Origin of the sequence: Streptomyces spiralis (assembly GCF_014654675.1) — a bacterium.
Classification (GTDB): Bacteria; Actinomycetota; Actinomycetes; order Streptomycetales; family Streptomycetaceae; genus Streptomyces; species Streptomyces spiralis.
Map to the genome: position 1 here is coordinate 73,857 of NZ_BNBC01000019.1, position 14,607 is coordinate 88,463.

Annotated in this window: 11 protein-coding genes and 1 pseudogene; 11 read left to right on the forward strand and 1 reads right to left on the reverse strand. The window is 70.7% G+C overall.

Annotation, left to right across the window (positions count from 1 at the left end; all coding sequences use genetic code 11):
• Positions 1 to 88: 88 nt before the first annotated feature.
• The 6 genes and pseudogenes from IE318_RS20590 to IE318_RS20615 all read left to right on the forward strand — a co-directional run.
• The gene (locus tag IE318_RS20590; protein ID WP_189902430.1) at positions 89 to 1,426 is read left to right on the forward strand and encodes an aminotransferase-like domain-containing protein; all 1,338 of its coding nucleotides are present in this window, start codon (positions 89 to 91) and stop codon (positions 1,424 to 1,426) included.
• 443 nt (positions 1,427 to 1,869) lie between these two features.
• Positions 1,870 to 2,586, forward strand: coding sequence for a TetR/AcrR family transcriptional regulator (locus IE318_RS20595; RefSeq protein ID WP_229903627.1), 717 nt, complete (start codon positions 1,870 to 1,872; stop codon positions 2,584 to 2,586).
• A 44-nt stretch (positions 2,587 to 2,630) separates the two neighbouring features.
• Positions 2,631 to 3,302 (forward strand): enoyl-CoA hydratase-related protein, encoded by a 672-nt coding sequence (locus IE318_RS20600; RefSeq protein WP_189902434.1) that lies wholly within the window; start codon positions 2,631 to 2,633, stop codon positions 3,300 to 3,302.
• A gap of 493 nt (positions 3,303 to 3,795) precedes the next feature.
• A complete protein-coding gene (locus IE318_RS20605; protein WP_189902436.1) occupies positions 3,796 to 4,239 on the forward strand; it encodes a PaaI family thioesterase in 444 nt (147 codons plus the stop codon).
• Between the two features lie 87 nt (positions 4,240 to 4,326).
• Positions 4,327 to 4,506: a hypothetical protein gene (locus IE318_RS20610; protein ID WP_189902438.1), complete on the forward strand. Its 180-nt coding sequence runs from the start codon at positions 4,327 to 4,329 to the stop codon at positions 4,504 to 4,506.
• Between the two features lie 154 nt (positions 4,507 to 4,660).
• Positions 4,661 to 4,933 (forward strand): annotated as a pseudogene (locus IE318_RS20615) (PucR family transcriptional regulator); the annotation flags it as partial.
• Between the two features lie 61 nt (positions 4,934 to 4,994).
• On the opposite strand, the gene IE318_RS20620 reads toward IE318_RS20615, so the two are convergent.
• Complete coding sequence (locus tag IE318_RS20620) at positions 4,995 to 5,885, reverse strand: LysR family transcriptional regulator (RefSeq protein WP_189902440.1); 891 nt, start codon at positions 5,883 to 5,885, stop codon at positions 4,995 to 4,997.
• A 136-nt stretch (positions 5,886 to 6,021) separates the two neighbouring features.
• On the opposite strand from IE318_RS20620, the gene IE318_RS20625 reads away from it, so the two are divergent.
• The 5 genes from IE318_RS20625 to IE318_RS20645 all read left to right on the forward strand — a co-directional run bounded on the left by IE318_RS20625 (position 6,022) and on the right by IE318_RS20645 (position 14,595).
• Entirely contained in the window at positions 6,022 to 7,302 is a 1,281-nt protein-coding gene (locus tag IE318_RS20625) for an MFS transporter (RefSeq protein WP_229903628.1), read from the forward strand.
• 63 nt (positions 7,303 to 7,365) lie between these two features.
• Complete coding sequence (locus IE318_RS20630; protein WP_229903629.1) at positions 7,366 to 7,674, forward strand: DUF1931 family protein; 309 nt, start codon at positions 7,366 to 7,368, stop codon at positions 7,672 to 7,674.
• A gap of 215 nt (positions 7,675 to 7,889) precedes the next feature.
• The gene (locus IE318_RS20635; RefSeq protein WP_189902553.1) at positions 7,890 to 8,456 is read left to right on the forward strand and encodes a type 1 glutamine amidotransferase domain-containing protein; all 567 of its coding nucleotides are present in this window, start codon (positions 7,890 to 7,892) and stop codon (positions 8,454 to 8,456) included.
• A gap of 727 nt (positions 8,457 to 9,183) precedes the next feature.
• Positions 9,184 to 12,564 (forward strand): ALF repeat-containing protein, encoded by a 3,381-nt coding sequence (locus IE318_RS20640; RefSeq protein WP_189902442.1) that lies wholly within the window; start codon positions 9,184 to 9,186, stop codon positions 12,562 to 12,564.
• 81 nt (positions 12,565 to 12,645) lie between these two features.
• Positions 12,646 to 14,595 carry a DNA/RNA non-specific endonuclease gene (locus IE318_RS20645; RefSeq protein WP_189902445.1) on the forward strand — a complete coding sequence of 650 codons (1,950 nt, stop codon included), beginning with the start codon at positions 12,646 to 12,648 and terminating at the stop codon, positions 14,593 to 14,595.
• Positions 14,596 to 14,607 lie beyond the last annotated feature (12 nt).

A 14,607-nucleotide genomic window follows, 5' to 3' on the forward strand; every position in this document is an offset into this window, starting at 1 on the left:
GGCGGCTGTCCTTCCGGATGAGTGGGTCTTGACGGTAAGGACTCACGAACGGGACAGTCAAAGAATTGTCATGGATACAATCCGGTGCATGGCAGCCTCGCGGTACAAGATCCTGGTCGACGCGCTCGCATCCGACATCCGGACAGGCCGGCTCGCCGCAGGCGTGCGGCTGCCGACACACCGCGGGCTCGCCGCCCGCGAGGGCATCGCCGTGGTGACCGCGACCCGGGTGTACGCCGAGCTGGAAGCGATGGGCTTGGTGAGCCGGGAACAGGGCCGCGGCACATTCGTGCGTGACATCGCGGTTCCCGCCGGTCACGGCATCGATCAGCAAGTCGTCGCCGCGGATGCGGTCGACCTCAACTTCAACTATCCGTCGCTGCCCGACCAAGCCGATCTCCTACGGCAGGCTCTGCGCGAGGTGGCCACCTCTGGTGAACTCGACTCGCTGCTGCGCTACCAACCACATCGAGGGCGCCCACAGGACAGAGCCTCGATCGCACGGCACCTGAGGCGTCGGGGAATGACTCCTGACGCGGATCAGATCCTCATTGTCAACGGTGCGCAGCACGGCCTGGCCATCACCGTCATGGCCGCACTCAACACCGGCGACGTCGTCGCGGTCGACGCACTCACCTACCCGGGTTTCAAGGTGCTCGCGCATGCCTTTCATCTCGACCTGGAGCCCATACCCACAACCACCGACGGGCCGGATCTCGATGCCCTCGAGAAGCTGTGCGCGACCCGCCCTGTGCGCGCGATCTACACCATGCCGACCTTGCACAATCCTCTCGGGTGGGTCATGTCGGCGACCGACCGCACCCGTCTGATCGAGATCGCTCGGCAGCACGGTCCGCTCATCATCGAAGACGCCGCATACGCCTACCTGGTCGAGGACCCTCCACCGCCGCTGGCTGCAAGTGCACCGGACATCACCGTCTACGTCTCGGGACTGTCCAAGAACGTCGCGACCGGCCTCCGGGTCGGCTTCGTCGTCGCCCCGCCGTCCAGGGTGCCGTCGCTCGAACGCGCGATTCGGGCAACCACCTGGAACACCCCGGCCCTCACCACCGCGATCGCCTGCCGCTGGCTCGAGGACGGCACGGTGGACCGCTTGGAAGCGCAGAAACGCGACGACGCCAAGGCCCGCCAAGCACTCGCCAGACAAGAACTGGCAGGCCTACCACTCATCAGCCACCCCTCGTCCTACTTCACATGGCTGACGCTGCCCGACGACGCACGCGCCGATCGCCTGACCGCCACCCTCGCGCGTCAGCACATCTCCGTAGGCACGGCGGAGCCCTTCACCACCTCGAAGCACATACCACAGGCGCTCCGCCTCGCTCTCGGCTCGACCGATCTGGACAGTCTCCAGTCGACGCTGCGCACGGTGCGGCGAGTCGCTGTCGAGGACGCCTACACCTAAACTCCACTCGGCCGACCGACTCCCTCCCGCACTGCCCCTCCAGCCGGCGGCCGTCGGTTCGGCCGCGGTGGTGGCAGACGCGGCGGTGTGCCACGCCGAATCACCCAGGCCGGCGCTCAGGCCCGGCGGCGTCGTGGCCCGGTGCTGTGGCAGCGAGGTGGGTTCGGAGGGGCTGACGCCAGCAAAATCAAGTCGCCCCTCCGGCGATTCCGGAGAGCTGCCGCATTGGATTCGGCTCGCGTCGGAAGGCGGTACGGGAGCAGGAAAGGCCGCCGACGGGGTGCGGACCAGCGTGCCTTCCCGGGCGTCCACCGGCCCGCGCGAAGCCGTCGAACTGCGCGAGGGCGGCCCCGCGCGCTTCTCAGGTGTTGAGCTGAGCGTGCCCAGGGGCACCGCCACAGCCGGCGTGCATGTGGCCGAGCGGCGCCATCGGTACGGATTCGATGACCGCCCGCAACCCCTCTTGCATGTTCTATGGCATACACCTTAAGTTACTGACAGGTAGGCCATTTGGTGGGCCGTGTGGCCATGGGGAAGCTGGTGAGCAGATGAGCCCGCGCAGGAGTGAAAGCCGTGACCGGATGGTCCTCAGTGCCGCAGCTCTGCTGCGTGAATACGGTGCGAGCGCGACCAGCATCGACCGGGTGCTCGCCCACAGCGGAGCTCCTCGGGGCTCGGTGTATCACCACTTCCCCGGCGGGCGGGCGCAGCTCATCGAGGAGGCGTTGGCACTGGCGGGGGACTTCCTCACGGGGCTGATCGACACCGCGATGCAGGTGGATGACCCGGTGGCGGCCGTCGACGCGTTTTTCCGGCTGTGGCGTGACCGGCTCGTGGAGAGCGGCTTCCGGGCCGGCTGCCCGATCGTGGCGGTGGCCGTGGAGACCAACGACGATGCACCACAGCTTGCCCGCTCGGCCGCCGCAGTCTTCGCCCGCTGGCAGGAGGCCCTCACGGCTTTTCTCGTCCGGCACGGCCTGACCGAGGAACGCAGCCGCCGGCTCGGTGCCTTCATGATCGCCGCCGTCGAAGGCGCGGTGATCATGTGCCGGGCCGAACGGAGCACCGCCCCGATCGAGGCAGCCGCCGCCGAGATCCACGACCTGCTCCTCCACGCCCTGCGCGACCGCCCCGGTGCCGAATCCGGTCCCCGGCCGTAGCCCGCATTCGCTTGTCCAAGTCAGCTCAGCCCGAAGGAGTCGCCATGCCCTCACTCGACCGTCAGGACAACGTCTTCGTCCTCGACCTGGGAGACGGAGAGAACCGCTTCCACCCCGACTGGCTCGCCACCGTCAGCGCCGCGCTCGACGAGGTGGAGAAGGCGGAAGGCCCTCGCGCCCTGGTCACCGCCGCCACCGGCAAGTTCTACTCCAACGGGCTCGACCTGGACTGGCTGTCCGCCCACACCGACCACCACCAGGACTACGTCGTCACCGTCCATGAGCTGTTCGCGCGGATGCTGTCGCTGCCGGTCATCACGGTGGCCGCGCTGCAGGGGCACACCTTCGCCGCCGGCGCGATGTTCTCCCTCGCTCACGACTTCCGCGTCATGCGCGCCGACCGCGGCTACTGGTGCCTGCCCGAAGCGGACATCAACATCCCCTTCACCCCCGGCATGGCCGCCCTCATCCAATCCCGGCTGGCGCCGCAGACCGCGCACGAAGCCATGATCACCGCTCGCCGCTACGGCGGCGCCGACGCCGCGGCCACCGGCATCGTCGACCAGGCCGTCACCGAGGAAGCCGTGCGCTCCACCGCGATCGAGATCGCCCAGGCACAGGTGAACAAGGCCGGCGACACCCTCGGCACCATCAAGGCCCGCATGTACGCACCGGCCCTGGCCAGCCTGCGCGACACCACCAACCCGCTCGGCTGACCAGCACCTCACCGACGCACCAAGCCCCGCCCCGGGCGCCGTCCCCGGGGGCACGGGCTGCCCCAACTGCGCACCGCATCAGGGCGTTCACCGCAACCACCGTCTTCCGCGACAACACCTGGCGCGAGCGCGACCAACAGGACGCCCTGCGCGTCAGCCCGCACGCCGCCGAACGGCTGAGCCTGTCCGACGGCGCCCTCGCCCAGATCACCGCGTCGCACGGCACCGCTGAGGCGGTGGTCGAGAGCGACGCCCGCGCGCAGCCCGGGACGCGGCCCTGCCGAACGGCTTCGGCCTCGACCTGCCCACCCAAGAAGGCGGCAACGAACGCACCGGCGTCGCCCTGAACACCCTCACTGACGTCACCTGGCGCGACCCCATCGCCGGAACCCGTGGCCCAAGCACGTTCCCGCCCGTATCCAGCCCCTCCCCGCCTGATGAACACCCCGCCCCTCGGGGCGGCACCACCAGCACCACGCAAGGAGAACGACCCGTGACCACCACCGACCTCACCGCCATGACCGGCTTGGAACTGATGCGCTGGGTGCAGACCGAACGCCCCACCGACATCCCCTCCATCGGCCGCCTGCTCGGCATGCGCTTCGACGAGGTCGCCCACGGCCGCATCGTCATCTCCCTCGACACCCGCCCCGACTTCGCCAACCCTCTCGGCACCGTCCACGGCGGCATCGCCGCCACCCTCCTCGACTCCGCCATGGGCTGCGCCGTCCACACCACCCTCCCCGCCGGGACCGGCTACACCACCCTCGAACTCAAGGTCAACTACATCCGCGCCGCCCGCACCGACGGCCAGACCCTCACCGCCGAGGGCACCGTCATCCACGCTGGCCGCCGTACGGCGACCGCCGAAGGCAAGGTGCTGGACGACCAGGGCAAACTGATCGCCCACGCCACCACCACCTGCCTGATCCTTTAGGTCGCTCGCCGAGGTCGGTTTCACCTGCCGTGAAGGTCACGTTCCGCGTGGGCCGTCGGCGGCCGAGGCTGCGGGGGGGGGCAGCGCGTGGACGGTGGCAGCGCGCTGCCCGAGCTGCCCGCGCAGGATCTGGTTTTCGACCGTGGCCTGGTGGAGGGCACCGGGCGGCGCGGCAGGTCACTGCCGCGGGTGCAGGTCAGCAAGCCGGACACCGTCCGGCCCGATGCTGACCATTTGCTGACCTGGAGGTGGCGATCAACGACCTGACCTGCGGAAACACCCAAACGCTAGATCTTGGACCTGAACAGAGTACACAGCACTTTGGACTCCTGGAAGACGGCTCCCTGCCTGCTTTGTACAGGTCAAGGGCGCTCTTGACGGTATACCGGCACGCGTCGGAGTCGCCGTGGTGCAGTGGTCGAACGAACTCGGTCTCTACCGCATCCTGGGACCCGGCAGCGGTCACCGGGAACTGGAGACGTTCGTCCAGGAGTAGCTCGGGCAGCTCATCGACTACGACTCCCGGCACCACGCGACCATGGTGGAGACCCTGTCCCGCTACTTCGACTGTGGCGGCAACTACGACGAGACCGCCGACTCCCTCGCGGTCCACCGCAGCACGCTGCGCTATCGGCTCCAGCGTATCCGCGACATCAGCGGCCACGACCTCGCAGCGGCAGATGTCGCGGCCTGAGCGAGGCGAACGCAGGGGCCGGACACCACCGACGGGTGACGTCCGGGCCCCGGCCCGGGCGTCACAGGGCGATCACGTGGAGGTCGACCAGCTCGAGCATCGCTCGCAGAGCCGAGCTGGGCCGCCGGGTCGACGACGTGCCGAGATGCATGCTCCAGCGGAGCCTGGTGTCGTGGACATCCAGGACGTGCAGGCCGGGGGTGCGGGCAACGGCGAACGCGGGCAGGAAGGCGATGCCCAGTCCGTGCCGGACCAGTGCCGCCCCCATGTCGATGTCGGGCACTTCCAGTGCCACCCGGCGTACGACGCCCTCCGCCGCGAACGCCCGGTCGACCACCTCGCGGTTGCCGTAGCCCGGCGGAAAGTCCACGAAGGGCTCCCCCGCGAGGTCCGCAAGTGCCACTTTTCCCCGCTGCGCGAGCGGATGGGCGGCGTTCACCACCAGGACGAGCGGCACGGTGGCCAGCTCCCGTGCGTCGATCCCGGCGGGCTTGCGTTCGGGCAGCGACAGGAAGGCCGCGTCCAGGTCCCCGCTGAGCAGCGCGTGTGCCAGTCCCGCCGAGCCGGCCGTCGCCAGCCGCAGCCGGACGTCGATCGCCGGATGCCGCGCGTGCAGCTGCCCGAGGAGCGCAGGCAGGTCCACCACCTCGACCGAGGCCATGGCGCCCACGTTCACCGTGCCGCGCAGCGTGTCCTGTGCGGCGCGCACGGCGTCCTGGGCGGCCTGGGCGGCGTTCAAGGTGGCCCGAGCCTCGGGCAGCAACGCGGCGCCCGCCCCGGTGAGCCGGACCTGCTGCGAAGTGCGCTCGAACAGCGCGCAGCCGAGCTCGCGCTCCAGGGAGCGGATCGCGGCGGACACCCCGGACTGCACCACGTGCAGCCGACGGGCGGCACGCGTGAAACTCAGCTCCTCGGCGACCGCGATGAAGTGCTCCAGCTGACGTAGCTCCACACCAAGAAGTATCACTCGCATTGCTGGAGCCGAGCAAAAACATTCGTTGGCGCTGATTCTGGCTGGTGAGGAGGATGGAGAAACGCCATCCACTTCCGCCCGAGGAGGGGTACTCCTGCCTGCCGTACCGACGCCGTTGAGCCGTCCCACAGCCGACGCTCCCGACAACCCGACCCACCGAATCCCCGCGCCCGCTCCCGACGACCTGCCGCCCCGCGCCCCCGCCCGGCGCCGCGCCTCGCACGCGACCGGCTTCTGGATCGTGGCGGTGGCCTTCACCGTGCTGATGGCCTTCGGTACCGCGCCGACTCCGCTGTGGCCGCTGTACGAGGCCCGAGACCACTTCGGCGCGACCACGGTCACGGTGGCGTACGCCTCGATGGTCGTGGGCGCAGCAGCCGCCTTCCTCGGGCTGGGACACCTGTCGGACCGGCTCGGCCGGCGGCGCATCATCGTCCCGGCGCTGCTGGTCGGCATCGTCGCGTCGGTCGTGCTGATCGTGTGGCGGGACCTGCCGGGGCTGATAGCGGGCAGGATCCTGAACGGTGTCGGACTGGGGCTGATGGCCTCGACCGCGACGACGTACCTGCACGACCTCCACCACGAGGCACGTCCGGAACGGACAGGTTCGGTGCTGCCCGGCATCGTGGCCACCGCCGCCAACCTCGGCGGCCTGGCCTCAGGGCCCCTGGTCGCCGGAGCCGCCGCCGAGTGGCTTCCCACGCCCCTGATCACCACCCAGGCGATCTTCACACTCGCCATGGCGGTGTGCCTGGCCCTGGTGCTGTGCACCCCGGAGACCGTGGACCTGGAGTTGCCCGCGGCCCAACCGCCCAGCAGGTTCGTCCTGCGCCCCGGCGGCCGGCGGGCGTTCGGCGCGGCCGGCGCGCTGGGCGCCTTCGCCTTCGCGATCCTCGGCCTGATCTCCTCCCTCGGGGCGAGCGTGCTCCACGGCACCCTGCACAGCGACTCGCACCTCGTGGTCGGCCTGGCGGCCTTCCTCATGTTCGGTTCCGCGGCGGCCGCCCAACTGGTGCTGGGCCGCCTCCCACTGCCCCGGGTCCTGACCGTTGGGGCAGTGGTCTTTCCGGTCGGGCTGGTCCTGTGCGCCGTCGCCCTCTACCACCCCGCCCTCTGGCTCTACCTGGTCGCCGTGTCCCTGTCGGGAGCCGGCTCCGGGCTGCTCTTCAAGGGAGGAGTCGAACGTGCCGGTTCAGTGGCCGAGCCCGCCTCACGCGCGGGGGTCCTCGCCGTGTTCTTCGTCGTCGCATACCTGGGAATGGGCCTGCCCTCCGTCCTGTTCAGCATCGCTCTGCGGCACTTCGCCGTGCAGACCGCGATGATCGGCTTCGCGGCGGTCCTCTCCTGCGGCGCCGTTGTGTCGGTGGTCGTCGCGCTGCGGGATCGCGCACGATAGCGGCGCGGGCGGGAGCGAACGGCGCCGTCCGTTCCCGGTGAGGAGGCGAGAGGACTGACCGTGATGGGTGTGTCGAAGTTCGAGAGGTTCTTCCGCGCCGCCGCAAGCCTCGACGTGGACAGGAACGACCTGAAGCGGTACGGCGATTTCGTCGACGCCAAGCTCTACGACCTCCTGGTCGTCGGCCAGGCGTCGGCCAAGGCCAACGGCAGGGACCCCGTCGAACCGTGGGATCTACCGATCACCGAGGGCCTCCAGGAGAGCATCCATCGGTTCCGGCGGCTCGACGAGGAGGTCGAGCTGAAGCCGATCCTGGAACAGCTCGCCGCACACTCTCCCCTCGTTACAGCGGTGTTCGACCGGCTGCTGTAGCAGTCGCGCCCCGGTGCATGGCGCCGGCTCGTCTCAGGCCGGGAAGGCCGAGCCGCCCCGGATCGTCGCCCACGAACTCGTACTCAACAAGGCAGCGGACGGATACACGGACACCAGTATTTCGGCGCCCGCGACGACGGCTGGACGACGGGCCCTGCTGGGTGTCCCGACCGCTCGCGTCCTGAGAACCAGCGACTCGTGAGGGGAGCCGTACCCTGACACAGGAACTCCGGGGGATGCGGGTGGGGATTCTGGCCACCGACGGCGTCGAGCGCGTGGAACTCGACCAGCGGCGCGGCGCGCTGCAGGGCGCAGGGGCGAGGACCGAGATCGTCTCGCTCCACCACGGCGAGATCCAGGCCCGCCAGTTCGACCTCAACGCGGCCGGAACCTTCCCGGCGGACCGACTGGTCGCCGACGCCTCCGTCGACGACTACCACGCCCTGCTCCTGCCCGGCGGCACCATGAACCCTGACCAACTGCGCATGGACCGCGACGCGGTGCGGTTCGTCAAGGACTTCATGGCCGGCGGGAAACCGGTCGCATCGATCTGCCACGGCCCGTGGCCCCTGGCGGAAGCCGACGCCGTGCGCGGCCGCCGCCTGACGTCCTGGCCCAGCATCCGCACCGACCTTCGCAACGCCGGCGCGGAGGTCGTCGCCGACCAGGAGGTGGTCGTCGACGGGCAGGTGGTCACCAGCCGCGGCCCGGCCGACCTGCCTGCTTTCTGCGCCGCCGTCGTGGAGCAGTTCGCCCGGGCGCCTCACCCCATGCCCGGCTGACCCGGCGGCCTGGTCGCAGGCGGTGGGAGCAGGCTGGTGCACGGTGGAGGTGGGCCCGCTCTCCACCACCACGGGCCGGTCAGCCTGGGCGGTCACCTCGCTTCAGGACGCTGTTCTGCTCCGCCAGGATCTTGTCGGCCCGGCGGCCGGCGCGCCGCCGGCGGTGGCGTCGAGTACCCGTACCGTGAGCCGCATTCTCCGCGACTTTCCGACGTTGGCGCCGATTTCCTTCATTGCATCCCCAATTCCTCAGCCGCCGCCCTGGCTTGAAAACCACGGTCGCGAAACCGGTCACAAACAGAGGAAGCCGCACACGCGGAATGAAAGCCCCCCTTCCCCCCCTTGCACACCATTGGCGCGCCTCCGCGACGCACTACTTCGAGCCCCGGTGATCACCGTCGGCCCTGGCTTCCCGGCACGGCAAAGCACCGCGCCCAGCGCCCTGAACTGCTCATACCTGGACATTGGAAGCAAGCTTTCCGTGACCTGGGTCACGCAGAGAGAATGTCGTTTGGGCTGGCGTCGCGATTTGTGAAAGGATGTGCCGACCCGTCAAATCTGCACGTCCAGCGTGCTGTTCGGAGCTCGACAGGTCAAACTTCCGCAAACTTTCTACGAGTTGATAGTGTTGACGAATTGCGACGGGCGTCGGATCCACGGATCCGCCGTCCGTCGTGGCGCGAAATCCGACACGTCACCGCATTACTCGTAGAAGGGCAAGCCCCGTATGCAGGCAGCTTTCTGGAGCAGACGCCGCGTCCTCGGTGCGCTCGCGGCCACGACCGCCGTCGCCGCCACCCCCTCGATCCTGCGGCCGGCCACCGCGGCGGCCGCCGAGACAGCAGGCTCCGACCCGGTGCCGCTGCCGGACACCGAGCGCGCCAAGGCCGTCCGCGCATGGCTGACCGGCGGCAAGGGCGTCAAGGCCGCCGCCACCACGGCCCTCTCCGGGACCGACACCGAGATCCAGACCTTCCTCGCCGAGACGCTGCCGCAGCAGACCGTGCAGGACAACCGGGTCGCGATCATCCGCAGCCTGGACCGTGCGGGCAAGGGCCTGCGCCGCGAGGCCGTCGCCGCCCTGGACAACGGCGACGCATCGATAGCCGGCTTCCTCTCGGCGGGCTTCGCCCCCGCCATCCGGGAGGACCTCCAGGTCGCCACCACCATCGTCTCGTCCACCGGCGGCAAGGGCGTGGTGCGCGCGGCCAACGCCGCCCTCGACGCCGGCACCGAGCAGGCCCTCATCACCTTCCTCGCCGACAAGCAGTACGACGCGCGGCTGGAGGACACCCGGGTCCAGGTCGCCGCCATGCTGGCGACGGGCGGCCCGGAGGTGCAGAAGTACGCGGACCGCGCGCTCAGCGGCACCGCGAACGAGGTCGAGTGGTTCATCGAGACCGGCCAGCACATCGCACGCGCCCGCGACCAGGAGTCGGCGACCATCGAGGAACTGGTGGCCGTCGTCGAGCGCGAGGGCAAGCGCGCCGAGCGCGAGACGAACCTGGCCGTCGAGGCCGGGGCCCGCGCCGAGACCGCCGCCACCAAGGCCAAGGAGGCCGCCGAGAAGGCCGCCGCCGAGGCCGCCGCCGCCCAGAGCGACGTGCAGAAGTCGGGGGCCGCGGCCCGCAAGGCGGCGAGCGCGGCGAAGGGCGCGGCCGACGCCGCCCGCAACGCCGTCAACGCCTCCAACGCCGCCGTGCAGGCCTCCCGCCGCGCCTCCTGGGCCGCCGTGGGCGCCGCCCAGGCCGCCGCGAAGGCCGGCAACGCCGCCGCCACCGCCTACAACGCCGCGATCGCCGCGTCCAAGGACGCCGGCAAGGCGGAGGCCGCCAAGAACGCCGCGGTCGCCGCCCGCAACGCCGCCGCCAAGGCCCGCAGCGCCGCCGCCGCTGCCGCCAAGGCCGCCCTCGCCGGCGACGCGTCCTCGAACGCCGGCCTGGCCGCCGCCTCCGCCGCCCGCAACTCGGCCGCCGCCGCCCAGGCCGCCGCCCAGGCCGCCGTCTCCGCCGGTGCCGCCCAGGCGGAGGCCGCCGAGGCCAAGCGCCAGGCCGCCATCGCCACCAGTGCCGCCAACCGCGCCACCAACGCCGCCTCCGCCGCCCAGGCACTGGCGACCGCCTCCGCCAAGGCGGCCCGCACCGCCCGCGACGCCGCCAACTCCGCCGCCGACCACGCCGACAAGGCCGCGGACGCCGCCGAGGAGGCCGTGAAGTACGCGGGGCAGGCCGTCGACTACGCCAACAAGTCGACCGCCCACGCCTCGGAGGCCGTGAAGGCCGCGAACGTCGCCACCCAGGCCGTCACCGACGCCATCGAGGTGGAGAAGAACGCCCGCGCTGCCGAGGCACAGACCCTGGAGCAGGACAAGCAGCAGGCCATCGAGGAGGCCCAGCAGCTCGCCGCCATCGAGCAGGCCGAGCTCTCCGACGTCCGCGAGAAGCGGCTGATGGAGGAGCGCACCACCCAAGCGACCAAGGACCTCATCTCCAAGGCCGAAGAAGCCCTGTACTCCGGCGACATGTCGGCCGCCGCGACCCTGGGCCGGCAGGCCGCGATCGCCCTGATGGACGCCCGAGGGGCCAACACCCGGCAGGCCGCCCAGCACGCCCTCGCCGGCTCGGACGACGACGTCTACGCCTGGATCGACCTCGACCGGGCCCTCGCCCAGGAGCAGGACGACCGCGAGACCACCCTCCACGTGGCGACGGTCGGCGGACCGCAGGTCGCCGCGGCCGCCGCGGCCGCGCTGGAGAGCACCGACTCCAAGGCCATCGGCGACTTCCTCACCAGCGGCATGAAGCGCGCCTCGGACGAGGACCTGCGCGTCGCCATCACCAAGATCCTCGGCGATGACGCAGGCGCGGCCGTCACCAAGGCCGGCAACAAGGCGCTCGACGAGAACACCACCGAATCCCTCAACTACTTCTTCGACCACGACTACCCGCTGGCCGTCCAGGAGGACGACCGGGTCCGGGCCAACCAACTGATCAACACCGCGGGCGCCTTCACCAAGGCCTACGCGCAGGTCGCGCTCGAAGGACCGGCGTGGATGCTGCGCAACTTCATCACCATGGTCCAGTACCGCACGGCCCAGCTCGACTTCGACACCGCCACCCACGTCGCCGCCATCCGCGGGGCCATCGCCGCCGCCGCGAAGATCGCGGAGAAGGCGCAGGAGGACGCGGCCGTCGCCTCGAAGGCCGCCGCCGACGCCCGCAACGCCGCCGCCGAGGCCCAGGAGTGGGCGCAGAAGGCGCTGGACTCCGCCGCCAAGGCCGACGACTACGCCCAGCAGGCGCGGGACAACGCCGACGCCGCCGACAAGTCGGCCGCCGACGCCCAGGCCTCCGCCACCAAGGCGAAGAACGCCGCCGCCACCGCCCGCAGCGCCGCCCGCTCTGCCAACTACTCGGCCAACAAGGCCGTCGACTCGGCGCGCGCGGCCATCGCCTCCTCCGCCGCGGCCCAGCGCTCCGCCGCCGCGGCCCGCGCCTCCGAGCTCGCCGCCTCCGCCGACGCGAAGGCAGCCGCCGCCGCGTACGTCCAGGCCAAGAAGATCGCCGCCGACAAGAAGCGGGCCGAGGACATCGCGAGGGCCAAGGCGGCCGCGCTCGAGGCCCAGCGGCAGCGCGCGATCGGGGAGGACCCGGCCAACAACGACAAGAACAACCAGGTCAACCCGAACGGCACCGCGGACGGCGACGCCGACGAGTGGTGGAACGACGCCCAGTTCTACGCCGACGCCGCCAACACGATCAGCATCGGCGCCGGGTTCCTGGCGGCCGGCTGCGCCCTCGCCGCCACCGTCTTCCCGCCGGCCCTCGCCGCGGCCGGCTTCTTCGCCGGGGTCTCCGCGGGCGCGGGCGCCCTCGGCACCCTCTTCACGGGCATCGAGCACGGCTTCACCAGCAGCGCCTTCTGGGAGTCGGCCGCCGGCACCGGCCTGAGCCTGGTCTCCTTCGGCGCCTACAAGTGGGTCGGCGCCGCCGACAAGGCGCTCGGCGGCGGCCTCGTCAAGCCCGTCGTCGGCAAGATCACAGACGTCGGCGAGGACCTGGTCTCCGGCATCACGAAGGGCCTCAGCGACTGGGGCCTGGCGGCCTGATCCCGCCCGTTCTCTCTCCCGGGGGCGCCGCAGTCAGGCGGCGCCCCCTGTCCCCCTCTTCCACGGAAAGGTCCTGCCCCCGTGCATGGAATACATGGCGGGCGCGCCACAAAGAGACGCGCCCGCTCGACGGTCCTGACCGTCCTCACCGCCCTGACCCTCGTCCTCACGACGGCCGCGACGAGCCAGGCGGCCGAGCCGCCCGCGACGGCGAAGGCCTCGTCCACCACCAAGTCCGCAGCGGCCAGCGCGAAGACCACCAAGAGCGGCAAGACCAGCAAGACCAGCAAGTTCGCGGCCGGCTCCGGTGAGGACTGCACCCCCACCGCGCCGGGCTCCAAGGAGCGCCGCGCGGGTGCCGTCGAGTCCTGTGTGACGGTCACCCCCGCCCCCGCGAAGGCGCAGACCCGCACCGGTTTCGCCGCCACCGCCGCCGCTTCCACCGCCGCCGCCAGCAGCTGCGGCATCACCAGCCCCGGCAGCTACAGCTACGAGCGCTTCTCGTACTGCGTGAGCGGCATCAACGTCACCTACATCCTCCGCGACAGCAACGGTCGGGAGATCGGACGCGGCACCTTGGCGGTCGCCACCAGCGCCGACCTCTCCGCGACGGCCACGACCTGGAGCGAGCAGGTCTCCGCCACCATGACCAGCGCCAGTGGCGACGTCACCGCGCTGGACGCCAAGTTCCGCGTCTCCTGCGGCACGGGCTGCAGGGCCACCAAGACGGCCCCCTGGTACGGCGGCAACATCACCCTCGGCCAGACCCTGACCGGAACCGTCACCTACTCCTCGCCGCAGACGACGGGCTCCTCCGCCTCCTTCTACACGTCCTACGCGATGTACGTGACGTCCCCGGGCGCGGTGGCGGTCGACCCGAACGCGTCGTGGAACAACCCGCGTGAGATCAGGTGCGACGACGCGGTCGGCGGCAGCTCGGTGGCGGGTTGTGCTGTTCCGTCGGTCATGCCCGAGCTGTCGATGAGCACGCAGGGCTCGGATCAGGGCGGCGCGGTGGCGGCGTATCTGTGGGCCCAGAAGAACCTCACCGACCGCTGGGGCCTCAACACCCCGCTGACCCGGTCGACGAGCGGCGTGGCCGACCGTACGAGCAGCACCTGCGGAAGCGGCTCCTCGGAGCCCTTCGCGGACGCCACCGACCTCATACCGACCGACACCTGCGCCCAGTTCCCGTTCGCGGAGACCAAGGAAGGCGGACGGGACGGTGCCCAGTGCGCCGAGCTCATCCCGCACTGGGGCAGCGGCGGATGGATCATCTTCGAGCTCAACGGCGGTTCGAGCCTCGACACCTCGCAGCGCTGTGTGCGCGCCCATGTCGCCGCCGCCGACAAGCAGTTCGCCGACACCCAGCTCGCCGACGGGTTCGCGAGCCAGCGGGTCATCGACGCCGACCAGTTCAAGCTGACGTTCTCGGCGTCGCTCGACGGCTCGCACGCGGAGTGCCTGGGGATCTCGCCGGAGGACTCGCGCCCGGCCGGCGTCGGCTGGATCAAGAACACCGTCGAACCGGTTCCGCACGTCCAGAAGAACAACCCGACGAGCGCGGCCGGCTACCGGGCGACCAAGGCCACCGCCTGCCTCGGCAAGCAGCTCGGCCCCGGCAGTGAAGCCGGCGGAGAGATCACCGGCTGGCTGGACGCGGCCGACTACGCCTCCGCGAACAATCTCACCGAACAGCTCGCCCGGTGTCACCTTGTCGCCAACATCCTCGGCGGGCGGATCTCGAAGAACCTCGTGCCCTGCTGGCAGGTCGGGATGAACACCGGTGCAGGCAGCATGTGGGAGTACGAGGAGCAAATCCGGGACGAGGTGCGGCTGGACTCGTTCAGCGATGACGACGCGATCCTCTACGAGGTGACTCCCACCTATCTGAGCGCCGACAGCACGATTCCGGTGGGCGTTACGATGAGCGCCAAGATCGAGCGCGGGGACGGTTCGATCGAACCAATGTTCCAAGGCGTCTACATCCCCAACACCCAGACCGGCGGGGCGCACAACCTCGGCAACTGATCCCTCTCCACC